The 23,806-nt window shown below is 70.2% G+C and carries 28 protein-coding genes; 6 read left to right on the top strand and 22 right to left on the bottom strand.

Going from position 1 to position 23,806, the window contains the following annotated elements:
• Nucleotides 1-57: 57 nt before the first annotated feature.
• Nucleotides 58-3,957, top strand: coding sequence for a DNA-directed RNA polymerase subunit beta' (locus GGE06_RS22750; RefSeq protein ID WP_184931557.1), 3,900 nt, complete (start codon nucleotides 58-60; stop codon nucleotides 3,955-3,957).
• Nucleotides 3,958-4,011: 54 nt separating this feature from the next.
• On the opposite strand, the gene GGE06_RS22745 is transcribed toward GGE06_RS22750, so the two are convergent.
• The 15 genes from GGE06_RS22745 to GGE06_RS22675 form a co-directional block, all read right to left on the bottom strand.
• The gene (locus GGE06_RS22745) at nucleotides 4,012-4,248 is read right to left on the bottom strand and encodes a hypothetical protein (RefSeq protein WP_116159373.1); all 237 of its coding nucleotides are present in this window, start codon (nucleotides 4,246-4,248) and stop codon (nucleotides 4,012-4,014) included.
• Nucleotides 4,249-4,386: 138 nt separating this feature from the next.
• Nucleotides 4,387-4,650 (bottom strand): hypothetical protein, encoded by a 264-nt coding sequence (locus tag GGE06_RS22740; RefSeq protein ID WP_116159372.1) that lies wholly within the window; start codon nucleotides 4,648-4,650, stop codon nucleotides 4,387-4,389.
• Nucleotides 4,637-4,870, bottom strand: a complete 234-nt coding sequence (locus GGE06_RS22735) for a hypothetical protein (protein WP_116159371.1) — start codon at nucleotides 4,868-4,870, stop codon at nucleotides 4,637-4,639. Before GGE06_RS22735 ends, GGE06_RS22740 begins: the two co-directional genes overlap by 14 nt.
• A 17-nt stretch (nucleotides 4,871-4,887) precedes the next feature.
• Nucleotides 4,888-5,799, bottom strand: a complete 912-nt coding sequence (locus tag GGE06_RS22730; protein WP_116159370.1) for a peptidoglycan-binding protein — start codon at nucleotides 5,797-5,799, stop codon at nucleotides 4,888-4,890.
• Nucleotides 5,800-5,864: 65 nt separating this feature from the next.
• Nucleotides 5,865-6,245: an ATP-binding protein gene (locus GGE06_RS22725; RefSeq protein ID WP_116159369.1), complete on the bottom strand. Its 381-nt coding sequence runs from the start codon at nucleotides 6,243-6,245 to the stop codon at nucleotides 5,865-5,867.
• 13 nt (nucleotides 6,246-6,258) lie between these two features.
• Nucleotides 6,259-6,828: a hypothetical protein gene (locus tag GGE06_RS22720; RefSeq protein WP_116159368.1), complete on the bottom strand. Its 570-nt coding sequence runs from the start codon at nucleotides 6,826-6,828 to the stop codon at nucleotides 6,259-6,261.
• On the bottom strand, nucleotides 6,828-7,958 hold the full coding sequence (locus GGE06_RS22715) for a hypothetical protein (protein ID WP_116159367.1): 1,131 nt from the start codon (nucleotides 7,956-7,958) through the stop codon (nucleotides 6,828-6,830). Before GGE06_RS22715 ends, GGE06_RS22720 begins: the two co-directional genes overlap by 1 nt.
• A gap of 12 nt (nucleotides 7,959-7,970) precedes the next feature.
• Complete coding sequence (locus GGE06_RS22710; RefSeq protein ID WP_116159366.1) at nucleotides 7,971-9,113, bottom strand: hypothetical protein; 1,143 nt, start codon at nucleotides 9,111-9,113, stop codon at nucleotides 7,971-7,973.
• Between the two features lie 37 nt (nucleotides 9,114-9,150).
• Nucleotides 9,151-10,368, bottom strand: coding sequence for a hypothetical protein (locus tag GGE06_RS22705; RefSeq protein WP_184931556.1), 1,218 nt, complete (start codon nucleotides 10,366-10,368; stop codon nucleotides 9,151-9,153).
• 34 nt (nucleotides 10,369-10,402) lie between these two features.
• Nucleotides 10,403-11,593 carry a hypothetical protein gene (locus GGE06_RS22700; RefSeq protein ID WP_184931555.1) on the bottom strand — a complete coding sequence of 397 codons (1,191 nt, stop codon included), beginning with the start codon at nucleotides 11,591-11,593 and terminating at the stop codon, nucleotides 10,403-10,405.
• 62 nt (nucleotides 11,594-11,655) lie between these two features.
• A complete protein-coding gene (locus GGE06_RS22695; RefSeq protein WP_116159363.1) occupies nucleotides 11,656-12,579 on the bottom strand; it encodes a phage distal tail protein in 924 nt (307 codons plus the stop codon).
• A 45-nt stretch (nucleotides 12,580-12,624) separates the two neighbouring features.
• Nucleotides 12,625-13,875, bottom strand: coding sequence for a phage tail family protein (locus GGE06_RS22690; protein WP_116159362.1), 1,251 nt, complete (start codon nucleotides 13,873-13,875; stop codon nucleotides 12,625-12,627).
• Nucleotides 13,872-15,074 carry a phage tail protein gene (locus tag GGE06_RS22685; protein ID WP_184931554.1) on the bottom strand — a complete coding sequence of 401 codons (1,203 nt, stop codon included), beginning with the start codon at nucleotides 15,072-15,074 and terminating at the stop codon, nucleotides 13,872-13,874. The genes GGE06_RS22690 and GGE06_RS22685 overlap by 4 nt, the downstream gene beginning before the upstream one ends.
• A 29-nt stretch (nucleotides 15,075-15,103) precedes the next feature.
• Nucleotides 15,104-16,105, bottom strand: coding sequence for a hypothetical protein (locus tag GGE06_RS22680; protein WP_184931553.1), 1,002 nt, complete (start codon nucleotides 16,103-16,105; stop codon nucleotides 15,104-15,106).
• Nucleotides 16,106-16,202: 97 nt separating this feature from the next.
• A complete protein-coding gene (locus GGE06_RS22675; RefSeq protein ID WP_116159359.1) occupies nucleotides 16,203-16,415 on the bottom strand; it encodes a hypothetical protein in 213 nt (70 codons plus the stop codon).
• A 304-nt stretch (nucleotides 16,416-16,719) separates the two neighbouring features.
• On the opposite strand from GGE06_RS22675, the gene GGE06_RS22670 reads away from it, so the two are divergent.
• Nucleotides 16,720-17,484, top strand: coding sequence for a hypothetical protein (locus GGE06_RS22670; protein ID WP_116159358.1), 765 nt, complete (start codon nucleotides 16,720-16,722; stop codon nucleotides 17,482-17,484).
• Between the two features lie 41 nt (nucleotides 17,485-17,525).
• Here GGE06_RS22670 and GGE06_RS22665 read toward each other — a convergent pair whose 3' ends face one another.
• The 4 genes from GGE06_RS22665 to GGE06_RS22650 all read right to left on the bottom strand — a co-directional run bounded on the left by GGE06_RS22665 (nucleotide 17,526) and on the right by GGE06_RS22650 (nucleotide 19,474).
• Nucleotides 17,526-17,825 (bottom strand): hypothetical protein, encoded by a 300-nt coding sequence (locus GGE06_RS22665; protein WP_116159357.1) that lies wholly within the window; start codon nucleotides 17,823-17,825, stop codon nucleotides 17,526-17,528.
• A gap of 113 nt (nucleotides 17,826-17,938) precedes the next feature.
• A complete protein-coding gene (locus GGE06_RS22660) occupies nucleotides 17,939-18,229 on the bottom strand; it encodes a hypothetical protein (RefSeq protein WP_116159356.1) in 291 nt (96 codons plus the stop codon).
• An 88-nt stretch (nucleotides 18,230-18,317) separates the two neighbouring features.
• Nucleotides 18,318-18,929: a phage tail tube protein gene (locus GGE06_RS22655; RefSeq protein WP_116159355.1), complete on the bottom strand. Its 612-nt coding sequence runs from the start codon at nucleotides 18,927-18,929 to the stop codon at nucleotides 18,318-18,320.
• A 137-nt stretch (nucleotides 18,930-19,066) separates the two neighbouring features.
• The gene (locus tag GGE06_RS22650) at nucleotides 19,067-19,474 is read right to left on the bottom strand and encodes a phage tail termination protein (RefSeq protein ID WP_116159354.1); all 408 of its coding nucleotides are present in this window, start codon (nucleotides 19,472-19,474) and stop codon (nucleotides 19,067-19,069) included.
• Between the two features lie 298 nt (nucleotides 19,475-19,772).
• Here GGE06_RS22650 and GGE06_RS22645 point away from each other — a divergent pair, with 298 nt between their 5' ends.
• Nucleotides 19,773-20,597: an ATP-grasp domain-containing protein gene (locus GGE06_RS22645; RefSeq protein WP_184931552.1), complete on the top strand. Its 825-nt coding sequence runs from the start codon at nucleotides 19,773-19,775 to the stop codon at nucleotides 20,595-20,597.
• 72 nt (nucleotides 20,598-20,669) lie between these two features.
• On the opposite strand, the gene GGE06_RS22640 is transcribed toward GGE06_RS22645, so the two are convergent.
• From GGE06_RS22640 to GGE06_RS22630, 3 genes are read right to left on the bottom strand one after another with little or no spacing between them, the layout of a single operon-like run.
• On the bottom strand, nucleotides 20,670-20,876 hold the full coding sequence (locus tag GGE06_RS22640) for a MerR family transcriptional regulator (RefSeq protein WP_116159352.1): 207 nt from the start codon (nucleotides 20,874-20,876) through the stop codon (nucleotides 20,670-20,672).
• Nucleotides 20,870-21,601 (bottom strand): hypothetical protein, encoded by a 732-nt coding sequence (locus tag GGE06_RS22635; protein ID WP_184931551.1) that lies wholly within the window; start codon nucleotides 21,599-21,601, stop codon nucleotides 20,870-20,872. The genes GGE06_RS22640 and GGE06_RS22635 overlap by 7 nt, the downstream gene beginning before the upstream one ends.
• Nucleotides 21,594-21,869, bottom strand: coding sequence for a WhiB family transcriptional regulator (locus GGE06_RS22630; protein WP_184931550.1), 276 nt, complete (start codon nucleotides 21,867-21,869; stop codon nucleotides 21,594-21,596). Before GGE06_RS22630 ends, GGE06_RS22635 begins: the two co-directional genes overlap by 8 nt.
• Nucleotides 21,870-22,122: 253 nt before the next feature.
• On the opposite strand from GGE06_RS22630, the gene GGE06_RS22625 reads away from it, so the two are divergent.
• The 3 genes from GGE06_RS22625 to rpsG all read left to right on the top strand — a co-directional run bounded on the left by GGE06_RS22625 (nucleotide 22,123) and on the right by rpsG (nucleotide 23,795).
• Nucleotides 22,123-22,572: a helix-turn-helix domain-containing protein gene (locus GGE06_RS22625; RefSeq protein ID WP_116159350.1), complete on the top strand. Its 450-nt coding sequence runs from the start codon at nucleotides 22,123-22,125 to the stop codon at nucleotides 22,570-22,572.
• A gap of 378 nt (nucleotides 22,573-22,950) precedes the next feature.
• Complete coding sequence (gene rpsL, locus GGE06_RS22620) at nucleotides 22,951-23,322, top strand: 30S ribosomal protein S12 (protein ID WP_003948652.1); 372 nt, start codon at nucleotides 22,951-22,953, stop codon at nucleotides 23,320-23,322.
• A 2-nt stretch (nucleotides 23,323-23,324) separates the two neighbouring features.
• Entirely contained in the window at nucleotides 23,325-23,795 is a 471-nt protein-coding gene (gene rpsG, locus GGE06_RS22615) for a 30S ribosomal protein S7 (RefSeq protein ID WP_015035567.1), read from the top strand.
• Nucleotides 23,796-23,806: the final 11 nt, after the last annotated feature.

Here is a 23,806-nt window from a genome sequence, read left to right as displayed (position 1 = left end):
CCAGGACCCCCGTATCAGACCCCAAAGCCTTACAACCCTGAGAGGGATTGACGCATAGTGCTCGACGTCAACTTCTTCGACGAGCTCCGGATCGGTCTGGCCACCGCTGACGACATCCGTCAGTGGAGCCACGGCGAGGTCAAGAAGCCGGAGACCATCAACTACCGCACCCTGAAGCCCGAGAAGGACGGACTCTTCTGCGAGAAGATCTTCGGTCCGACCCGGGACTGGGAGTGCTACTGCGGCAAGTACAAGCGCGTCCGCTTCAAGGGCATCATCTGTGAGCGGTGTGGCGTCGAGGTCACCCGCGCCAAGGTGCGCCGCGAGCGGATGGGCCACATCGAGCTCGCCGCCCCCGTCACCCACATCTGGTACTTCAAGGGCGTTCCGTCGCGCCTTGGCTACCTGCTCGACCTCGCCCCGAAGGACCTGGAGAAGGTCATCTACTTCGCGGCGTACATGATCACGTACGTCGACGACGAGCGTCGTACGCGTGACCTGCCCTCGCTGGAGGCGCACGTCTCCGTCGAGCGTCAGCAGATCGAGAACCGTCGCGACTCCGACCTGGAGGCCCGCGCCAAGAAGCTCGAGAACGACCTCGCCGAGCTGGAGGCCGAGGGCGCCAAGGCCGACGTGCGCCGCAAGGTGCGCGAGGGTGCCGAGCGCGAGATGAAGCAGCTGCGCGACCGTGCGCAGCGCGAGATCGACCGTCTGGACGAGGTCTGGTCGCGCTTCAAGAACCTCAAGGTCCAGGACCTGGAGGGCGACGAGCTCCTCTACCGCGAGCTGCGTGACCGCTTCGGCACGTACTTCGACGGTTCGATGGGTGCCGCGGCGCTGCAGAAGCGCCTGGAGTCCTTCGACCTGGAGGAGGAGGCCGAGCGCCTCCGCGAGATCATCCGTACCGGCAAGGGCCAGAAGAAGACCCGTGCGCTCAAGCGCCTCAAGGTCGTCTCCGCGTTCCTGCAGACCGCGAACAGCCCCAAGGGCATGGTTCTCGACTGCGTCCCGGTCATCCCGCCGGACCTGCGTCCGATGGTGCAGCTGGACGGTGGCCGCTTCGCGACCTCCGACCTGAACGACCTGTACCGCCGTGTGATCAACCGCAACAACCGTCTGAAGCGTCTGCTCGACCTCGGTGCCCCCGAGATCATCGTGAACAACGAGAAGCGGATGCTCCAGGAGGCGGTCGACGCCCTCTTCGACAACGGCCGTCGTGGTCGCCCGGTCACGGGCCCCGGCAACCGTCCGCTGAAGTCCCTCAGCGACATGCTGAAGGGCAAGCAGGGTCGATTCCGTCAGAACCTGCTCGGCAAGCGTGTGGACTACTCCGCGCGTTCCGTCATCGTCGTCGGCCCGCAGCTCAAGCTGCACCAGTGCGGTCTGCCGAAGGCCATGGCGCTGGAGCTCTTCAAGCCGTTCGTGATGAAGCGCCTGGTCGACCTGAACCACGCGCAGAACATCAAGTCGGCGAAGCGGATGGTCGAGCGCGGCCGCACGGTCGTGTACGACGTCCTCGAAGAGGTCATCGCCGAGCACCCGGTTCTGCTGAACCGTGCGCCCACGCTGCACCGCCTCGGCATCCAGGCCTTCGAGCCGCAGCTGGTCGAGGGCAAGGCCATCCAGATCCACCCGCTCGTCTGCACCGCGTTCAACGCGGACTTCGACGGTGACCAGATGGCCGTCCACCTGCCGCTCTCCGCGGAGGCGCAGGCCGAGGCCCGCATCCTGATGCTGTCCTCGAACAACATCCTCAAGCCCGCCGACGGCCGTCCGGTGACGATGCCGACCCAGGACATGGTCCTCGGTCTGTTCTTCCTCACCACCGACGGCGAGCTCCGTGACACCAAGGGCGAGGGCCGCGCGTTCGGCTCGACGGCCGAGGCGATCATGGCGTTCGACGCCAGCGAGCTCGCGCTGCAGTCGCAGATCGAGATCCGCTTCCCGGTCGGCACCGTCGCTCCCCGTGGCTGGGTTCCCCCGGTCGCCGAGGAGGGCGAGCCGGAGTGGCAGCAGGGTGACTCGTTCCGTCTGAAGACCTCGCTGGGCCGCGCGCTCTTCAACGAGCTGCTGCCCGAGGACTACCCGTTCGTCGACTACTCCGTCGGCAAGAAGCAGCTCTCCGAGATCGTCAACGACCTCGCCGAGCGCTACCCCAAGGTCATCGTGGCGGCAACGCTCGACAACCTGAAGGCGGCGGGCTTCTACTGGGCGACCCGTTCCGGTGTCACCGTGGCCATCTCCGACGTCGTCGTTCCCGAGGCGAAGAAGGAGATCGTCCGCGGCTACGAGGCGCAGGACGAGAAGGTCCAGAAGCAGTACGAGCGCGGTCTGATCACCAAGGAAGAGCGCACGCAGGAGCTCATCGCGATCTGGACCAAGGCGACCAACGAGGTCGCCGAGGCGATGAACGCGAACTTCCCCAAGACGAACCCCATCTTCATGATGGTTGACTCGGGTGCCCGAGGAAACATGATGCAGATGCGGCAGATCGCCGGTATGCGTGGTCTGGTGTCGAACGCGAAGAACGAGACCATCCCGCGTCCCATCAAGGCGTCCTTCCGTGAGGGCCTCTCCGTCCTCGAGTACTTCATCTCGACGCACGGTGCCCGTAAGGGTCTCGCCGACACCGCCCTGCGTACCGCCGACTCGGGTTACCTGACCCGTCGTCTGGTGGACGTCTCGCAGGACGTCATCATCCGCGAGGAGGACTGTGGCACCGAGCGCGGTCTGAAGCTGCGGATCGCGGCCAAGGACGAGGCCGGTGTCCTGCGGAAGACGGACGACGTCGAGACCTCCGTGTACGCGCGGATGCTCGCCGAGGACGTCGTCGTCGACGGCAAGGTCATCGCGCCGGCCAACGTCGACCTGGGTGACGTGCTCATCGACGCCCTGGTCAACGCGGGCGTCGAGGAGGTCAAGACCCGTTCGGTCCTGACCTGTGAGTCCGCCGTCGGCACCTGTGCGTTCTGCTACGGCCGTTCGCTCGCCACCGGCAAGCTGGTCGACATCGGTGAGGCGGTCGGCATCATCGCCGCCCAGTCCATCGGTGAGCCCGGTACCCAGCTGACGATGCGTACCTTCCACACCGGTGGTGTGGCCGGTGACGACATCACCCAGGGTCTGCCCCGTGTCGTCGAGCTCTTCGAGGCCCGGCAGCCGAAGGGTGTCGCCCCGATCTCCGAGGCGGCCGGTCGCGTCCGCATCGAGGAGACCGAGAAGACCAAGAAGATCGTCGTCACCCCGGACGACGGCACCGACGAGACGGCGTTCCCGATCTCGAAGCGTGCCCGTCTGCTCGTGGGCGAGGGCGACCACGTCGAGGTGGGCCAGAAGCTCACCGTGGGTGCCACCAACCCGCACGACGTGCTCCGGATCCTCGGTCAGCGCGCGGTCCAGGTCCACCTGGTCGGCGAAGTCCAGAAGGTCTACAACTCGCAGGGCGTGTCGATCCACGACAAGCACATCGAGATCATCATCCGGCAGATGCTGCGCCGCGTGACGATCATCGAGTCCGGCGACGCGGAGCTCCTGCCGGGCGAGCTGGTCGAGCGTTCGAAGTTCGAGACCGAGAACCGTCGTGTGGTCACCGAGGGCGGTCACCCCGCCTCCGGCCGTCCGCAGCTGATGGGTATCACCAAGGCCTCGCTGGCGACGGAGTCCTGGCTGTCGGCCGCCTCCTTCCAGGAGACGACCCGAGTCCTGACGGATGCGGCGATCAACGCCAAGTCCGACAGCCTCATCGGCCTCAAGGAGAACGTCATCATCGGTAAGCTCATCCCGGCCGGTACGGGTCTGTCCCGCTACCGCAACATCCGGGTCGAGCCGACCGAGGAGGCCAAGGCCGCGATGTACTCGGCCGTCGGCTACGACGACATCGACTACTCGCCGTTCGGCTCGGGCTCCGGCCAGGCCGTTCCGCTGGAGGACTACGACTACGGTCCGTACAACCAGTAAGCAGTGCGAACCGAAGGGCGGCACCCCGCGAGGGGTGCCGCCCTTCGGCGTTCGCTAGCCCAGCAGCGCGCGGTGCACCCGCAGGAGTGCCCGGGTGCCGACGGCGAGGACGGCGGGGACGTCCTCGGTGGGGACCCGGCGGGCGAGCGCGAGGGCGTCGACCACGATGGCGTAGTCGTCCACGATCGCCCGGGGCGCGTCGGGATGGGTCGCGGCGGCGGCGTACTCGGCGGCCACCGCGCCGTACTCGATGAGGGTGAGGTGGACGTCGGTCTGGTCGTCCGTCGCCATGACGGTCCCCCTTCGTCGGCCGGTCGAGCCTCTGTGCAGTGTCCGCCCGTACGACCCCGGGGGACAGGGCGCGGGTCGGTCGTGTGGGGGAGTGCTTCCTGCCGGGGTCCGGCAGGAAGCACTCCCCGGTCGGGCGCCTCAGCGCGCGGTCAGTTCCCAGGCCGTGACGGCGACCGTGGCCACCGCGGCCAGCGCGGCGATGCTGGTCAGGGGCCAGCGGGCCCGTTCCAGGTCGTCGAGGCGGGCCTCGTGGTCGGCGAGCTGCCTGTCGGTCTGGTCGCTGCGCTGCACGAGCAGGGCGAGCGAGCCGTCGACGCGGGCGAAGCCGGCCTCCAGGGTGCCGCGGAGCCGTTCCAGTTCGAGGGCGACGGCGACGGGATCGTTCGGGTCAGGCTCGGTCATCGGCACCGCCCGGGGTGGGGCGCAGCCAGGACGGCAGCAGGTTCTGCACCAGGTCGAGGGCCATCACGCGGGCCAGCCCGCCGGCGACGGCCAGCGCCCCGGCGACCCAGGGGAGGGTCGCGGGGATGCCGGAGGCGTCGACGATGGCGGGGAGGACGACGGCGATGCCGACGGCGGACTGGAGGACGGTACGGGCCGTGCGCTTGGCGGCATCGGACATCACTGTGCTCCTTGCGGTTACTTCGTGTACGGGACCTTGAGGGCGTTCCATGAGGCGGCGCCCGGGATGCCGTCGGCGTCGGAGCCGCGGAAGCCGAGCTTGTGCTGCCACTTCTGGTAGCTGAGCCGGTCGGCCTCGCCCCAGCGGGGGCTCGGGCCGACGGTGTACGCGGAGCAGCCCTCGGCGACGAGGCGGCGGCCCATGGCCGTGATGACCGGGGAGCTCGTCTCCGCGCGGAAGAACGAGGTGCCCGGGAAGGGCTGGAGGCGGGGGGCGGCCGGCTTGGCGGTGTCGGCGGACGGCTTGGCGGGGGCCTTGTTCAGGCGGGCCTGGACGCGGTCGCGCATCGTCGGCATGGCGAAGCCCCGCGGGTCGTCCTTCCAGTCGGACCACTCCTTGTGGCCGATGACGGAGCGGGCGCCCCATCCGTGGGCGCGGCACAGGGCCGCGGAGACCCGTTCGATGGCGTCGAGCTGGGCGGGCGGCCAGGGGTCGGTGCCGTCGCCGAGGTTGACGCACTCGAAGCCGTAGAAGCGGGAGTTGCCGTCGACGGCGCCGGCGCTGCCCTGGTGCTCGCGCGGGGCGGGCGGCCGGTCTCCGTACGTCTCGCTGATCACGGCCTGGAGGACGGACGGGTCGCCGCCGCCGGCGTGGTTGGCGCGGCCGTTGGCGACGAGGTGGACGCTGCCGTCCTTGGCGATGACGCCGTGGCAGAGCGGGCCGGGCAGCCCCTCGTAGCCGTCGAAGCACATCTCGACGGAGTTGGCGGTGCCGGCGGAGACGGTGTGGTGGATGATCACGCCGGTCACGGGGCCCCAGGCGCCGTGGCCGTTGCGGTTGTGGGTGCGCCAGCCGGGGTGCTCGACGACGTTGACGCCTTCGGCGCGGAGCGCGGCGACGAACCGGTCCGCGGTGAGGGGAGTGGCCATCTGGTGTCCTCCGGACATGAGAAAGGCCCGCGTCCGGCGGGCCTGCGGTTTCTTCGTACGGGGTCTTACGGGGCGGGTGCCGGGGCCGGCGGGGCCCAGGTGGCGCACAGTGCGGCGTACGCGGCCCGGCGCGACTCGAAGTCGGCGAGGGCGGCGGTCACGGCCCGCTGGGCGGCGGTCTGGTCGGGGACGGCCGGGGCGCCGTCCTTCGCGTCCACGATGACGAGGCCGGAGCCGCGCAGGACGGCGTCGCCGGTGCCCTTCTCGGTGACCTCGGCCGTGACGTACACCGCCGGGTACTGCCCCGTCACCGGGTCGCGCTGGACGGTGTTGCCCAGGCTGTTGTCGTAGACGCGTACGGAGAGGGTGTGGCCGTTCTCGCTGACGACGGCGCGGCCCGCGTAGTCGATGGCCACGCCCCAGGGCTGGGTGGGGTCGATGTTCATGGAGTGCTCCTGCTCAGGTCTGGGCGCCGTGGATGAGGACGGGCTGGGCGTAGACCGTGCCGCCGGTGGCGAGGGCCTGGATCTCGATGTTCATGCTCTGGCCGAACCGGGCCTTCATGTCGCCGGGCAGCAGGCCGATGTAGTCGTAGGTGGTGCCGGCGGTGACCGTGGGGCCGAAGGGGACGTTGTCGACGAGGACGCGGACCTGGCCGGTGGCGCCGCTCGACGCCGCCGTGCTGATGGCGAGTCGCATCTTGGGCTGCCAGACGGGGTTGGAGCAGCGGGCGACGGTCGTGAAGGCGGCGGCGGTGGTGGAGGGCCATTTGGTCACGTCGGTGGCCAGCGGCGGCATGAGCTGCAGCCAGGGCCGGGCGAGGCCGCCGGTCATGATGTCGTCCGCGAAGATCTCGTGGTTGTAGCCGTCGAAGATCCGGAACAGCGGCCGGGTGATGGTGACGCTCTCGGTCGCCGTCGGGCGGAACTCGTTGACGGCGGGACGGGTGTTCACGGCGGTGGACAGGGCCTTGAGCCGGCGTTCCATCTGGTTGAGCCGGTCGATGATGTCCTCGGGCAGCTGGGGCATCAGGCCTCCTCGAGGTAGAGCTCGGCGGTGTCGGGGCGGCCGCGCTCCGGGGGAGTGACCTTGGTGCCGATGATGCGGTACCGGGCGTCGAGGCCCTGGGAGTACCACTCGTCGGTGATCCGGATGCGGGCGACGCGGCCGAGGAGCTGGGGCGGGACGATCCCGCCGAGGTGGATGCTGATGGACGGGATCACGACGGCGCCGCGCGCCTCCTTGAGCTCGGTGGAGGCCACCGAGTCGAGGGCGAGCGGGTCGGTGATCTCGTTGTGGTCCGAGGACAGGTCGATCAGCGGCCAGCCGTCCGCGAGCAGGTCGCTGGCGTACTGCTGGGTGGAGAAGATCGGCCGGGACTCGGCGGCGGCGTTGGAGTTGGTGGAGGCGCCGCGGGCCAGGGCGGTGGTGCCGCCGCGGGTCGCGTCGTACGGGAAGGAGTACGACAGGATGACGCCGGGCCGGTCGAAGACCAGGTCGGTGGCGCCGGTGACGATCTTGGGCTCGCCGATGCGGAGCTGCCGGATCCGGGCGCCGCTGACGGGGTCGCGGTAGACCAGGATCTGGTGCTCGAAGCCGTTCTCCGTGGCGGCGAGCTGGTCGAGCGCCTCCAGGTAGACGGTCTCGTCGCCCTTGCGCCACGAGGCCGTCTTCTTGAACTTGGGGACCTCGTCGCCGAACGTGATGCCGAGGCGGCGGGGCTCCTCGCCGTCGGGGGCGCCGGGGTAGGCCTGGACGTCGAGTTCGCTCCACAGCCGGCGGGCGATCTCCAGCTGGTCGGTGGGGGTGGCGTACGTGATGTCCGTACGGATGCGGCGGCGTCCGGCGTACGAGTCGAAGGTCGCGGCCTGGATGCCGAGGGTCAGCACCCCGCGGCCGCTGGACTGCAGGGTGCTGGTCCAGACGATGCCGCCCCACCACAGGTCGCCGCCGCGCTCCAGGTAGACCGCGGTGCGGCCCTCCCGGACCTTCTTGACGCGGTCGGCGATGGCCTTGTCGGGGATGGGGATCGTGCCGGAGAGCGAGCCCGCCTTGCCGATGTAGTCGTCGAACGAGACGTCCCGCAGCGGGAGGATGTCCAGCGTCTGGTCGGTGAGCAGGTCGCAGAAGATCGCCCGGTAGGGCGTGTCGATGGCCATCGGTGGGCCCCCTTACAGGACGTAGGTGGCGGAGATGCGGATGTTCCGCCCGGCGGCCAGGGAGCCGCCGTAGGACCAGGTCCGCAGGTCGACGCGTCCGTCGGCGCGGATGTTGGCGGCGCCGTTGCCGTACCCGTCGCAGGCCGTGGCCTCGAAGTCCGTGGCCGGACGCCAGCCGGCCGGGATGGTGCACAGCTGCTCGTCGGCGAGGTTGCCGGAGCTGTCGACGTTGACCTGAGCGCCGGTGCGGGTGACGGTGGCGGTGATGGTGCACAGGCCGCTCTTGGTCCTGCGGCCGGAGAACGCCACCATCGACCAGTTGGTGAGGGCGACGGCACCGGTGGTGGTGGTCTCGATCTCGACGGGCGGCTGGTAGACCACCCAGGCGCTGCCGTTCCAGCGCTGGAGCTGGCCGCCGTTGTAGTCGCGGTACTGGCCGTTGTAGCTGCCGGTGGTCACCGTGCCGCTGGGCGCGATGCCGCCGATCTCCTTGGGGTAGGCGACCCAGGCGGTGCCGTCCCAGCGCTGCAGGAAGTGGGCGTTGTCGTTGTCCTGGTACTGGCCCGGGTAGGCGCCGGGCACGCCCGCGTTGTTGTAGACGGGCAGGATGCCGCCGGAGGAGACGGTCGTCGTGCGCAGGTCGGTGGAGGCGCCGCCCGCCCAGTCGATGCCACCGGTGCCGGCCGACGCTCCCTTCTTCACCTTGACCGTGAACAGCGTCAGCGAGCGTGCGGGGGCGGCCGGGGCGACGGGGGCGGCCGCCGGGGTGCCCTTGACGATCTCGATGCCGGCGTCGTACTTGCCGAGGGCGTCCACGTCGTTGTCGTAGACGCGGACCACGACGAGGTCGATGCGGTCGTTGAGCGGGTCGCCGTCGGCGAAGGTGATGGTGATGTCCGCGTCGAGGGCGACCGGGTAGGCGCCGTCGGCGATGCCGCCCTGGACGATGGCCCTGCCCTGGTAGACGGTGGCCGTCATCGGGCCGGTGGAGCTCATCCACAGGCCGCCGACCCGGTACTTGCCGTCGAAGGTGCCGGGCAGGATGCCGGACCGGACGCCGAGCGGGTTGACGGGGGTGGTGGCGCCGATGTCGGTGATGCGGGTGTGCTGGCGGGTCTGCCCGGTGGGCATCAGCCATCCGGAACGTACGGGCATGGGATCTCCTGGAAGTAGGGGCGGCGGCCCGGTGGACTCAGTACTGCGGGGTGACCTGGATGAAGCTGTTGTCGAACCAGGCCCGCACGTTGGTGTTGGTCGACCGGTAGTACGCGGTGACCGCGTAGGTCGCCCCCGGCGTCAGGTTGTAGAGGCCCTGGGTGGTCGAGACGGAGACGGCGTCCGTGGGGTCGGCCGACTTGGAGCCGACGGCGGCGTATTCGTCGTCCACCTCGCGGACGACGGTGGTGCCCTGCATGATGCGCACGCACATCCAGGCCGAGCTGGCGATGCCCGTGGTGCCGGAGTTCAGGTCCAGCTCCACGCGCGAACCGAAGGTGAGGATGGCCGACCGGCTCTCCGGGGCGACGAAGGTCACCGTCAGCGGGTTCTCCGCCCGGTCGATCAGTGTGTTCACGTAGGTCGTCGAGAGCGTGTAGCCCGCGTCCAGCGAGTCCTTGAAGTACGGACCCGGGTACGCCGGAGCCCACGCCGCGCCGGTCCAGCGCTGGAGCGGACCGGCCGCGGTGCCCCGGTACTGGCCCGTGTAACTGCCCGGGGTGGTGGAGTTGACGGAGGTCGGGACGATGCCGCCGACCGCCTCCGGGTAGGCGACCCACTGGCCGCCGTCCCAGCGCTGGAACTGGTTGTTGGGGGTGTCCTGGTACTGGCCCGGGTGCGCGCCCGGCAGGATCTGGCCCTCGACCGGAAGGATGCCGCCGAGGGCGACGACCGGTGTGCGCAGGTCCTTCAGGGAGGTGTTCCACGGGATGCCGCCGTTGCCCGCGCTGGCGCCGGCCGGGACCGTCACCTCGTACAGCGGGAGGCTGCGCGGCGGGGCCACCGGGGCCTTGGGGGAGGCGTCCGGCACGCCCTGGATGACCTCGATCACACCCTCGTTGCGGGTGCCGCCGTCGTAGAGCTTGTCGTAGATCCGCAGGACCACCAGGTCGATGCGGCCGTACGTCGCGGAGCCGGCGGCGAAGGTGACCTGCTCGGCGGCCGGCAGGGTCACCGGGTAGACGCCCTGCGAGATGTCGCCCTGGATGACGGCGCGGCCCTCGGAGACGGTCGCCGTCATCGCGGAGGCGCCGGTCATCCAGAAGCCGGAGAGCCGCCACTGGCCGCTGTAGGAGCCCGGCAGGATGCCGGAGCGCACCTGGACGGGGTTGATCATGGTGGTCGGGGTCTGGGTGAGGCGGGTGTCCTCGCGGGTCTGGCCGGTCTCGGCGACCCAGCTGCTGCGCAGGTTCATGGACTTCTCCAAGAGGGTGTACGGGGAGGGCGGTTCAGGACCGGATCCACTGGGCGGTGAGGGTCGTGTAGTAGCCGGAGCCGCCGAGGGTGCGGACCGGCACGGTGGCGTTGTGGTAGCCGGCGAGCTGGAGGACGTTGCCCGCGGTGAGCTTGACCAGGCCGTCGCCGCCGACGCTCGTGGTGCCCATGGACGCCGCGGTCATCCAGGTCATCCGGGAGTAGCCGACGCCGCCGACGAGGATGCGGGCGCCGCGCACACCGCTGGTGGAGTCGCCGTACCAGTTGATGTTGGCGCCGACCCGCCACCAGCCGGTGCGCGGGACGACGAAGCTGTCGGTGCCGTTCCAGCCGTTGAAGTCGTCGATGTCGACGTAGTTCAGGGTGATCGTCGTCCAGGCGTTCTGCGGCACGCTCTGCATCGAGGTCTGCGAGGCGCTGAACAGGATCGTCGCCTTGCCCTCGGCGTACTGCCAGGCGGAACCGTCCCAGCGCTGCAGGATGCCGGCGTTGTCGCGGTACTGGCCGGAGTAACTGCCGGTCGTCGCCGTCCCGTTCGGGGCGATGCCGCCGATCGCCTTCGGGTACGCCACCCAGGCGGTGCCGTCCCAGCGCTGCAACTGGCCCGAGACGTCGCGGTACTGGCCGACGTACACGCCGTTGAAACCGCTGGTCGGCATGATCCCGCCGAGCGCCGTCATCGGATAGTGCTTGGTGGTGACGGCGCCGGAGGTCCAGCCGATGCCGCCGGTGCCGGCGGAGGTGCCGGCCGGGACGGAGACCGTGTAGAGCGGGAAGGAGCTGCCGGGGCCCGAGGCCGGGATCTGGGGGGCGGCCGAGGGCGTGCCCTTGACCAGCCGGATCACGGCGTCGGTGGCGCCGCTCTTGTCGTAGGCGTCGTCGAGGACGGCCAGCTCGATGACGTCGATCCGGCCGTACTGGGGGTCGCCGTCGGCGATGGTGAACGTCTCGGGGGCGGTCACCGCGATCATGTACGCGCCCTGGGCGGTCTCGTAGCCCTGGACGACGGCCCGGCCGGTGCCGATGGAGCACTGCATCGAGGCGGTGCCGGTCAGCGCGAAGCCGCCCGGCACGATGCCGGGCCGCGAGCGCAGCGGGGGCGAGGTGGCGCTCCCGCTGCTGGGGGTGAGCAGCGCGGACAGTGCGATCCGGGTGTCCTCGCGGGTCTGGCCGGTGGATTGGAGCCAGGCGGCCCGTACGGTCATGGGTTCACCTCTTCTGTGGGGTCGGGAGGGGGTCGGCGCCTAGGCGGCGGCCTGGGTGGCGGTCACCACTCGGCGCTGCGCCAGCGGACCGTCATCAGCGCCTCGGGGGTGGCCGAGTCGGGCCGGAACGCCAGTTCCGTGCGTCCCGGTTCGAGGAGGAACAGCTCCTCGGGGCTGGAGTCGGCCATCGCGGTGTGGCGGCGGGAGGCGGTGTTGTTGAGCGTCACCGTGCCGTTGGCGGTGTCGACGACGAGCTCGTCGCCGGCGGCCAGGTCGATCGCGTACCGCAGCCGGCGCTTGCTGACCCGCTCGGTGACGGTCGGCATGGAGCAGGGGCCGCGGAAGACGATCACCGGGTGGGTGGCGGCGGAGCCGGAGTTCTCGGCGACGGCGTCACCGGTGGACTTGGCCTGGCCCCAGTTGAGCGGCCAGGTCAGCGGCCAGGTCAGGCCGGTCTCCGGCTGCGGGGCTGTGGTGGAGGCGGTCTGTTCGTTGACGGTGTAGCGGCGCGGGTCGGAGGCCAGCCACTGGATCGACATCTTCGAGCTGCCCTGGGTGGCGAAGCCCTGGTCCGCGGGGACCACGCGCTGGGCGATCCGGGCGCGTACGGCGAGGAGTTCGCCGTGCAGCCGGACGGTGAGCCAGCGCTCCTCGTCGAGCAGGGCGAGCGACTGGCGCAGGGCGCGGATGGCCTCGCCCGCGGCGTCGTACTCCGGCATCAGCACGATCGTGCCGCTGATCTTGCGCGGCTTGGCGTACCGGGAGCCGGGCCAGGCGCCGTGCGAGGTGGGCCGGTCGGCGTCGGAGGAGTCGTACTCGGGCAGGTCCTCCCAGCCCTGGAGACCGGTCCGGTCGACGTTGAACGGCGTACCGGGGCCGATGAGAAGCCCGGCCCACTGGATCTGCCCGTCCTGGGTGATCAGCGAGCCGGGCGCGAGGTCGGCGGTGAGGTCGTTTCCGGCGTATGTGGTTGTGGTCTCGGCCATGGGGCCGTCACCTCACTTCTGAGGGGGCTGTCGGGTGGGAGGGCTTCAGCCGTGGGCGGCGACGAGGAAGAGCAGGTCCTCGGCGGTCGACCGGGGGCCGGCGCCGGGGTCCTCGTGGAAGTCCCGGATGCGGTGCGGCTGCCGGGGGGCTTCGGTGAGGGCCGGGACGCGTCGGTTCTCCAGGACGCCGAGCGCGTCGATGCGCGGGGCGTCGGGGGCGCCGGGGAAGACGACACCGCCCTCGGCGAGCATCGGGATCTTCGGGATGTCGATGCCGAAGTGCTTGCCGAGGAAGTCGAAGCTCAGCTTGTTCAGCCCGTCGATGATCCAGTTGGCGAACGCGATGAGCCCGTCGATCGGTCCCTTGACGACGCCGATGACGGCGGTGAGCGCGCCCTTGATGAGCTCGCCCATGCCGTGCAGGGCCTTGCCCACCGCGTCCTTGGCGTGGCTGAAGAAGCCGGGGATCTTGTCGGTGAAGAGGGACAGGAGCGGATGGATGACGTTCTTGACGGCGTTGACGCTGCTGGAGGCGATGCCGCGCAGGGCGTTGACGGCGGAGGTGACGAGGGACCGGACGTGGGAGAACCCGTTGATCGCGTCGCCGATGATCTTCAGGAAGGTCGTGAAGACGGTCAGGTACGCCTTGAAGTAGTTCGTGACCAGCGTGCCGATGAGCTTCAGGACCGGCTGCAGGAACGTGAAGACGGCCTGGAAGCCCTTCAGGGCCTGCTGCATGACCTGCTTGATGATCCGCTGCCCGGTCTCGGTGTTCACCGCGTACTCGATGAGCCAGGCGGCGACCGGGAGGAGGATGCCGGCGATGAAGCCCAGCGGGCTGCTCTTCATGGCCAGGTTGACGCCGGTCATGGCGACGGAGGCGATCTCCATCACCGTGCCGTAGGTGTCCATCAGCCTGGTGACGGTGTCGACGAAGGGCAGCAGCGGGATCAGCATCTCCAGGAGCATGCCGAGGGCCGGGCCGCCGAACATCCCGGCGACGGTTCCCGCCTTGCCCGCCGCGGTGCCCAGCTTCCTGAACCCGTTCGCCGCCTTGGACTGCTGGATCCGGCGGACGGTGCCGGCCGCGCCGGACGCGCCGGTCCTGAGGGAGCGCACGGTGCTGCCGGCCGTACGGAGCCCGGCGGCGAACCTGTCCATGCCGCCGGACGCCCGCTGCGCGTCCTCCCTGATCCGCTTCAGCGCGCCGGTCGCGTCCCCGAGGCCCCGCCGCAGTCTGCTCAGGACCGGTGCGGCGCCCTGGAACGGGTTGCGGAAAGCGGCGGCGGCACTCATCCGCGCGCCTTCGCCAGGTACATCAGTGCGTCCGCCGTGGACTGCGGGTCGCTGTTACGGGCCGCGTGGTAGTGCTCGATGTGCAGCCCGGCACCGCCTCCGCCGCCCCCCTGGAGCTGCGCCGTCATGCGGGCGCGGCGGGCGGTGAGGGCGAGCAGCCGGTCCAGCTTGGACAGCGGGAGGACGGCCTCGGCCTCGCCGGCCTCGGCGAGGATCGCCGGGACGCCGCCGGCGCGGGGCATGACGACACCACCGGTGGCGAGCATCGGGATGGTCGGGATGTGCACGCCGAAGGTCTTGCCGCCGACGAGCGGCACCCAGCCGGGGACGCTGACGTGGACCCCGTTGACCGCGTTGATCATGCGGTTGATCAGGCCGATGACGGCGTTGATCGGGCCGGAGACGGCGCTCTTGATGCCGTCGAACGCCCGGGACGCGATGCCGCTGAGGGCGCCCCAGATGGACGACATCTTGTCCTTCACGGCCTGGAAGGCGTGCGGGATCGTCTCCTTGATCCAGTTGACCACCGGGGTGATCACGGCCTTGATGCCGCTCCAGACCGTGCCGATGACCGCCTTGATCGCCTTCATCACCGTGGTGATGACCGTCTTCCAGATGTTGACGTAGGTCTTGATGACGGTGGCGACGGCCTTGACGACGACGGTGATGGCCTTCTTGATGCCGTCCCAGACCTTCTTGACCAGGGTGCCGGCCTGCTTCATGATCGGGCCGATGGCCTTCATGACGGCGCTGATCACGACCTTGATCGCGTCGAAGGCCTTCTTGATGACCTTCTGCATCGTCTTCGACTGCATCGCCATCTCCACGACCTTCTCGATGAGAGGCATGAAGAGTTCGACGAGCCGGGCGAGCAGATTGCCCTTCATCGACTTGTTGAGCTTGTCCTGGCCCTTGGACGCCTTGCCGGCGCCGGACTCGTACTTGCCGAGCTTGGTCCCGGCGGTCTCGCCGGTCTTGCCGGCCTTGGTCATAGCCTTCTCGGCGTTGTCCGAGGCGGTCTTCAGGCTCTTGAGCTGGGTGTTCGAAGCGTCTGCGCTGGTCTTGAGGTTCTTCAGCTGACCGGACGCGCCGTTGCCGGCGTCCCCGACCTTCTTGATGTCACCGGCGGCGCCGGAGGCCTGCGCCTTGAGGTTGCGCAGGGAGTCGGACGCCTTCTTCAGGGAACTGGTGAGAGACATGGGTTACCTCCTTTCGGGGTGAGCGGGGGTCAGGCCATGGCCTGAGCGGCCTCCTGGGCCTTGATCTTGAGGTTGTTGAACGCCTGGGCCACGTCCCTGCCCGCGTCGGCGAGCTTGTTCGCGGCCCGGGCGGCCGACTCCAGACCGCGGGCCTTGGGGAGCTTCTTCGGATCGAAGTGCCGCTGGGCGCTGGCGAGTTTGCCGGTGGCCGTGGCCATCTCCCTGATCGCGGCGGGGTTGGCGCCGGCCATGGCCGCGTTGAGCTTGTCGATCTTGCCGGGGTCCGGCACCTTCTTGGGGTCGTGGTGCTTCACGGCGCCGGTGAGTTTGCCGAGGGCCTTGGCGAGGGCGGTGATCTTGTCGGTGTCGAGGCCGGTGACCGCGGTCTTGACCCTGGTGATGCCGTCGGCCGTCTTGGTGAGGCTGCCGGCTCTCGGCACCTTGCGGATCGCGGTGTTGAACGCAGTGATCTTCGGGTTGAGGTCGGCGAGCGCCAGCTTGAGGGCGTCCAGCGTCGCCGCGTCGGGGATGTGGGCGGTGTTGAGGACGCCGCCGGTGTTGGCCTCCCGGGCCTCGACGTCGGTACGGCGCTGCGGCCAGATGCCGAGGCCGCTTTCGGTGCGGGCGAGGACGAAGCCCCTGAAGATCCTCTCCTGGATGCCCCGGGAGGCCTTGAGCGCCCAGGCGCTCAGTATCAGGACCAGGGCGCCGCCGATGAGGGGGACGACGGTGCTCGCGACGGCCGCGATGAAGTAGTCGCGTGCCGCGCTCCAGCCCTCTTCGGTGAGCTTCTTGTACGCGGCGGCGAGGTGGTCCATCCCCAGCTGTTCGAGGATCTCCACCTTCTTCGCCTTCACGACCTCCTTGTGGATGTCCTCGATCTTCGACTTCATGTCGGCGAGGAGGTCGAGCGGGGCCAGCTTTCCCCTCAGCCACTCCGTCGAGGGCAGCCATCCCCCGTCCACGATCCGGAGTTTGTGCCCGAGGCCGGCTATCTGTATCGAGAGTTCCTCGTTGGTTACTTCTGCCATGATGTGCTCCGCTTCCGGCCGGTGACGGCCAAGCGCCGAAAGCCCCCGCCGGCATGGAACTTCGGCAGGGGCTCGTGCGTAGGGGCGGGTCGGAGGGCTAGGCGTCGGCGTCCTGGTGGCGGGTGCGGCGCGTCGTCGCGAGGGCGTCGTTCCAGCCCGCCGTGTACGCGAGGGTCTCGTAGCGGGAGACCTCGGCGCACAGCGTGCCGAGCAGCGCTCTCTTGTCGAGGGCGACGGGTCCGTCGAGGAGCTGGCGGAGGCGGTCCTGGAGCGGGATGTGCGGTCGGGATGCCTCGGCCTGCTGAGTCATGGACGCCTGCCTTCCGGTTGCTTGCCCGTGCGGGTGTGGCGGCGCCGCGGAGTGAGGAGCGGGGGCACCACGTGTTCGAACTACTGTGCGAACAGAGTGTGGAACAAGTGTTCGATGTTTGTCGAGCGGGAAACACTTGACGGTGTGTCTTCCTGCGTGTTCCCCAAGGGGTTTGAGCCTCGAACTGACCTTGTGTTCGACCGGGGTACTCTGGGAGACGCGTTCCCTGGACCTGACTTATTCGGGGAGCCGGGGGACGCGAGGGGCGCGTGGGGAACCCCAGGGGGTCGGAAGGCAGTGCTGCATGGACACGGAGCCGGGCGGTAACCGGCGCGAGCAGGTCGTCGACTGGCTCGAATCCCACCCCGATCTGCCCCACCTCTTCGCGCGTCTCGCCGAACTCGTCCACGTCGCCGGGTACGCCCCGGAGGACCTCGTCGTGCTGCCCCGCGCCGAGGTGGACCGCCGCGAGGCCGCCGCGTTCACCGCCGGCTGGGCCGAGGCCGTCTCCGACGAACTCCCGCGCATCCGCAGGGAGTACGAGCGGCGCGTGGCCGACGCGTACGCCCAGGGGCAGGGCGACGCGCGGGGCATACGGCGCCCGCAGCGGCGCACGGACGCCCACGGCGAGGGCGCCCGCGTCATCCCGCTGCCCTTCGCCCGGCTCATGGAACCCCCGGCCGTGGTGGTCGACGCCGAGGAGCGCGTACGCCGGGAGCGCGAGCTGTTCGAACAGCGCCCCGAGCCGGAGTACGAGCCGGAGCCCGCGCCCGTGCCCGTGCCCGCGTACGAACCCGAGCCGGAGCACGCGTCCGAACCCGAACTCGTACCCGAGTCCGGCGATCGTGTCGGCACCCAGGAGAGCCGCGCCCGCAGGAACGCCCAGCCCGTGCGGAAGGTCGTCCGCGGCAAGGGCGGCCGCCCGATCGTGCCGCCGATCGGCGGCGTACCGGGCCAGTCCGGGGGAACCCCCGAGCGGCGCGGCCGCCGGCTGTCCGAACGGGCCAGGACCCTGGAGGACGAACTGGCCGAGCGAGCACAGGAAGCGCCCCCGGACCCCGCCTCCTGAGAGGAGGGGGGAACCGGGGGCGAAGGGGACCTGGGGGAGCGTCAGCCGAAGAAGCGGGCCAGGGACGCGGGGGAGACCGCCGGAGCGGCGCCCTCCTCCGTCGACTCCTCGCTCCGCTCCTCGTCGTCCTCGTCCGTGACGCCCGGACGGGGAACGGGCTTCGGCGGGTCCGGGGTCTCGTCGTCCTCGCCCGTGTTGACGCACTGGAACATCCAGTTGGCGGCGGCCAGATGGTCCACCGCCGCGGCGAGGAGATGGTCGGAGAGCGACCACTCGGCCGCCTCCCCGTGGAGCTCGCGCTGTACGGCGCTGTCCGCGGGAAGGTGCTTGATCATGACCATCAGGCGCCGGCTGGACAGCTCACCGCGGTGCCAGTCGAGGAGATCGGCGGCGTAGTAGCGGAGCAGGTCCGCTTCGAGGGCCTCGGCGTGTTCGTCGACGAACTCGACGAGGCTCAGTCTTCCCCCAGGCCGAGCCCGGTCTCCTTGCCGTAGGCCTCCAGGATGGCGGCGATGTCCTGCATCGTGAGGTCGTGCTCCTCGAAGCGGACGTACTGCTCCTCACCCATCAGGAGTTCGAGCAGACCGTCCACGTCGTTGTCGTCGAGCTTCCGCAGCGCCTTCGCGGTCTTGCGGGAGAGCTCGGTGGGAAGCGTGTAGGACTCGCCGTCCAGCTCGAAGGACCAGGTGCGGCCGTGGGCCTCCTGTCGCTGGGCGCGGGCGGCGTTGACGTCGAAGCGGGCCATGGTGATGCGTACTCCTTGTTCGAGTGAGTGAGGAGGAGAGGGACGGGGCGGGACGGCGGTCGGCCGTCCCGCCCCGGGTGGAGAAGGATCAGACGGTCGCGGAGTACTGGCTGTCCTTCATGAGGAAGGTCGCCAGCGGCTTGCCGTCGCCCTTCGACATGGCCGTGAAGGTGACGCCCAGCTGGGACGCCGCCTTGCGGGCCATCTTGATGTCGTCCGTGGCGGTGACCTGGCCGCGCGGGATGATGAAGCGGTACTTCACCGCGGTCGTGCCACCGGCCTTGACGTCGGTGAACTCCAGGCCGAGGGCGCGCACGTCCGCGAACGGACGCTCGGCGATCTCGTAGCGGTAGGTGTCGACCGCCGGGGTCGGCTCCGCCTTCACCGCGTCGCCGCCCATGAAGAACGGCAGCGTGTCCTCGTTGAACTGGAGCATCGAGAACTTCAGCGACAGGTCACGGCTCGAGTAGATGTAGTGGACCGGGGAGACCGACTGCCACGAGTCGATGGCCTCCAGCTTGTCCTTCTTCGAGAACGTGACGCCGTCGCCGGAGGTGAAGCCGAGGTCCTTCCAGCCCGCGCCGGACCAGTCGGCGGCGGAGTCCGTGCCGAAGGTGGCGGGGAGGGAGGTGCCCGCGTCGGCGACGTAGAGCTTGCCGATGCCTGCGACGCGGATCTCGGCGGAGTTGTTTCCAGCCATGGTGTGTTTCTCCTTGGGTTGTGAGGGCTGCCGGTCCCCGGAGTCCGGCTCCGGGTACGGCAAAGGCCCCGCCGGACGGCGAGGCCTGGTCTGTGGGTCGCTGGGTGTCTGTCGCCCGGGGGCTAGAGCCGGGGGGGCTAGAAGACGTTCAGCGAGAGCTGGATGACGCAGAGGTAGCGGTTGGCTCCTCGGTAGAGGTAGTCGGGCATCCAGCGGGGCCCGTCCTGCTCCTCGACGTCGCTGACGAAGTTGGCGCCGAGCTGCTTGCCGATCGTGGCGAGCAGTGCCTTGCGGGCGGCGTTGGCGAGGACGTGGGCCGCGGTCTTGGTCGGGCCGTACACCTCGAACTCGATCAGCGGCTTGTCGACGTGCAGGTCGCCGATCCAGGCGCCGCCGCGGCGGTTCACCAGGACGGTGTTCTGCGTGCCGTCGAAGCCGGTCGGCGCCTGGGCGGCGACCGTGACGCCGGCCAGCGCCGGGTCGGCCTTGAGGACGTCGACGACCAGCTTCTCGACGTCCGGGAACGCACTCGGGGGAGTGGTCATGACGGTTCTCCTCAGGGGAAGGGCGGGGAGCGGGGCGGGTGGTGCGGGGCCGCCCGGGGCGCTCGACGCGGGGAAGGGGGCGGGGGCGCGGAGCGCTCCCGGACGGCGAACGGCGGAGACTGCGGCCCGTCTCGCGGGCGCAGCTCCGCCGCTGCACCAACTGTGACAGGGAGCGTGCGCGCACGCAACTAGTTCTGGAGTCCGATCCGCCCGACCCTCCGATCCGCCCGACCCTCCGGGCCGCCCGCCGGAAGGGCCCCGCTAGGTTGGGCGGCCCCGAACCACCAGGAGCCGCCCCGTGTCCCCTCGCCCCCGTCTGCTCTACGTGTCCGATCTCGCCTACCCGGCCCGGGGCCGCCGCTACTGCGACGAGGACATCCACCTCACCGCCCGGCTGCGCGATAGCTTCGACCTGGCGCTCTGTCACCCGCTCGACGCCGCCGCCCTCATGGACGGCTTCGACGCCGTCGTCGTCCGCAACAGCGGCCCCGTCATCGGGTACCAGAAGGAGTACGAGGCCTTCCGCGAGCAGGCCCGCGCCCGCGGCACCCGCGTCTACAACCCCCTCCACGGCCGGGGCGACATGGCCGGCAAGCAGTACCTCCTCGACCTCACCGCCGCCGGCTACCCCGTCATCCCCACCGTCGACCGCCCCGAGGACCTCCACCTCCTGCCCGAGGCCCCGAGCTACGCCGTCAAGCCCAAGGCCGGCGCCGACTCCATAGGGCTGCGGTTCCTCCCGTATGAGGAGCTCGACGCGCTCGGATACGGCGAGATCCTCGTCCAGCCGCGCGTCGACTTCCGGTACGAGGTCTCCTTCTACTTCGTCGACGACCTGTTCCAGTACGCCCTCCACGCCCCCGACCCCGAGCGCCGCTGGGTCCTGGAGCCGTACGAACCCACCGCCGACGACCTCGCCTTCGCCCGCCGCTTCATCGAGTGGAACACCCTCGACCACGGCATCCAGCGCGTCGACGCCTGCCGCGCCCCCGGCGGCGAACTGCTCCTCGTCGAGCTGGAGGACCTCAACCCCTACCTCTCCCTCGACCGTGTCCCCGAGGAGACCCGCGAGCGCTTCGCCGGCGTCCTCACCGACTCACTCCGCCGCTTCCTGGAAGCATGACCGCGGCATGACGAAGCGCCCCGCGTCCGGGAAGGACGCGGGGCGCTCGTCGTACAGGGAGGGCGGGGCGGGTCAGGCGGTACGGGGACGGCGGCGGCGCGCCAGGCGTTCCGCCGCGAAGACGTCCTCCAGGCGGAAGAGCTGCGCCCGGCCCGCCCGGCCCGCGGCCCGCAGGTGTCCGAGCTGGACCCACTTGCGGATCGTCGCGGGCGCCACCCCCGCCTCCTCGGCGGCCAGCGGGCCGGGCACCAGCGTGGGCAGGGCGGGCGAGCTCAGCATGCGGTCTCCTTCGGGTCGTCCATCGCGGCCTCGATCTCGGCGGTGCCGGTCCCCGACGCCTCCGACAGCTCCTCCCACCGGTCCTCCGGCCACAGGTGCCGGTAGGCCGGGTCGTCCTGGCAGCCGCACACCTCGTCCGTGCAGACGCAGGCCGGGTTCACGCACAGCACCGCGCGCCGGTCCGGGAACGCCCGCAGCGACACCGAGTCGCACCAGGGGCAGCGGCCCGAGACCCGCACGATCGTCTCCGTGTCGCCGAGCGTCCGGGCGCAGCGCCGGGCCATCCGGCGGATCTCGTCCCGTACGTGCCGGGCGAGGTCCGGGTGGGCCGCGATCCGGTCGAGCAGGGTCACGAGGCGCCGGAGGCGGTCGATCACCCCGGCGCGGGGCGGGCGGGGCAGGGTGAGCCGGGCGCACACCGCCTCCTCCAGCTCCACCACCCCGTCGGTGATGTCGCGGATGGCGTCGGAGACGTGCAGCCGGATCGGTGCGGCGCCGTGGCCGGGGACGGCGAGCCCGTGGCGCTGTTCGAGCAGCAGCGCCTCCCGGCGCTCCTCGCGGATCAGGTCGTCGCGCACGCCGGGGGCGGTTCCGGCGGGCGTTCCGGCGGGCCCGCGCCGGCCGGGGGCGAGCTCCTCGGCGAGCTCGGGGAACTGCCGTACGAGGGAGGCGGTCCAGAGCGTGATGTCCCGCAGTACGGGGGTGGTGTCGGTGCGGTCAGCCACGGCGGCCGCTCCCCGTGAGGGCGAGCGCCTTGGCCACGCGCCGGGCGTCCGCCGGGCGTCCGTTGCGCCAGAGGCGGCCCGCGCAGACGCCGTCGAAGTAGCTCTCGGCCGGGGCCACCGCGGCCTCGCACTCGCTCCGTACGGGGCAGGAGGCGCAGGCCCGCAGGGCGGGGGCGGCTTCCTTGGCGCGGCGGGCGAAGACGATGGACGGGGAGAGGCCGGCGCACGCGGCGGAGGCCTGCCAGGGGGACGGGTCGGGATGGAACAAGGGGTTCTCCACGGTCCGGGGCCCGCCGGGGCCGTCCATGGGGCCGGTGGGGCGCCTGGGGCTCAGGGGGCCGACGAGTGCGGCGGCGAGCCAGACTTACACGTTGCGTGCGAGCGCGCAACAAAAACTTTCGCGTCCGCGAGCCACCCTTCACCGATTCGACACGATTGCGTGCCCGAAAGCACGTAATTCCGTGCGCGCAAGCACGCTAAGGTATGGGATCCGGAGGGCGGGGGAGCGAGGAGCGGTACACATGAGCACTCAAGGGCTCGACGAGTTCGCGGGCTGGGTCGAAGGCCTGATGAGACAGCGCGGCTACGACATCGACAGCCCGCGCGGGGGCGGGAAGTCCCGGATCGCCGACGAGGCCGGCGTCCACCGGGCCGCCGTCACGCGCCTGCTGCAGCGGCAGAGCATGCCCGACCTGGAGACCATGCGCCGGATCGCCCCGCTGCTCGGCGTCTCCGTCCGCGACATGCTCATCCGGTCCGGTCGCGTGACCCCCGAGGAGCTGCCGATGGCGGCGGACCTGCTGCCGCCGAGCGACTGGCAGCCCTCGATGGAGGACTTCGCCCGCTGGCTGGGCGTCCCCGACGAGCGCATGGGCGTCTTCGTCAAGGTCGTCACCCAGTTCCTGGAGCCGGACACGGACGCGGCGGACGCGGGCGAGGCCGTCGAGCCCCGCCGCACGGCCCGCGACTGACGCCCGGCGCACCCCGGGTTCGACCGCACCCGCCGGGCCCCGCACGGAGCCGGTGTCCCTGCCGGCCGGGCGGGGCCCTGCCGCCCTTGCCGGGCCCGTGCGGGAACGATCCGGGCCCGTGTCCCGCGTGCCCCCGGCCGGGGGCACGCATTTGTTTTGACCGGAGTCCGTGCGATAGGTACGCTCAAGCCTTGTGCCTGGGGTGTGCCTGGGCTCCCGTGCGTGTCCTCAACCGCACGGCGAGTCATATACCGGCCACCGTGATCCGCGCCTTCTCCGCCTCGTGCGGAGGTCCGCGAGATTCGACACACCCGACCGCGTGGGTCGGCGAATGTTCCAGGTTAGTTTTACCGACGGCACACAGAAACCGGAGAAGTAGTGCCTACGATCCAGCAGCTGGTCCGTAAGGGCCGGCAGGACAAGGTCGAGAAGAACAAGACGCCCGCACTCGAGGGTTCCCCTCAGCGTCGCGGCGTCTGCACGCGTGTGTTCACGACCACCCCGAAGAAGCCGAACTCGGCCCTCCGTAAGGTCGCGCGTGTGCGTCTGACCTCGGGCATCGAGGTCACGGCCTACATCCCGGGTGAGGGTCACAACCTGCAGGAGCACTCCATCGTGCTCGTGCGCGGTGGCCGTGTGAAGGACCTGCCGGGTGTTCGCTACAAGATCATCCGCGGTTCCCTCGACACGCAGGGCGTCAAGAACCGTAAGCAGGCTCGCAGCCGCTACGGCGCCAAGAAGGAGAAGTAAGAATGCCTCGTAAGGGCCCCGCCCCGAAGCGCCCGGTCATCATCGACCCGGTCTACAGCTCTCCTCTTGTCACCTCGCTGATCAACAAGATCCTGCTGGACGGCAAGCGTTCCACCGCCGAGCGCATCGTGTACGGCGCCATGGAGGGTCTTCGTGAGAAGACCGGCCAGGACCCGGTCATCACGCTGAAGCGCGCTCTCGAGAACGTCAAGCCGGCCCTCGAGGTCAAGTCCCGCCGTGTCGGTGGCGCCACCTACCAGGTGCCGATCGAGGTCAAGCCGGGCCGCGCGTCCACGCTGGCCCTCCGCTGGCTCGTCGGTTACTCCCGCGCCCGTCGCGAGAAGACCATGACCGAGCGCCTCATGAACGAGCTCCTCGACGCCTCCAACGGCCTCGGTGCTGCGGTCAAGAAGCGCGAGGACACGCACAAGATGGCCGAGTCCAACAAGGCCTTCGCGCACTACCGCTGGTAGTCGCAACCCAC

The organism is Streptomyces nymphaeiformis, from assembly GCF_014203895.1.
GTDB lineage: Bacteria > Actinomycetota > Actinomycetes > Streptomycetales > Streptomycetaceae > Streptomyces > Streptomyces nymphaeiformis.
Note: the sequence above shows the minus strand (reverse complement) of the source record. Positions and strands in the feature narration are given on the sequence as shown.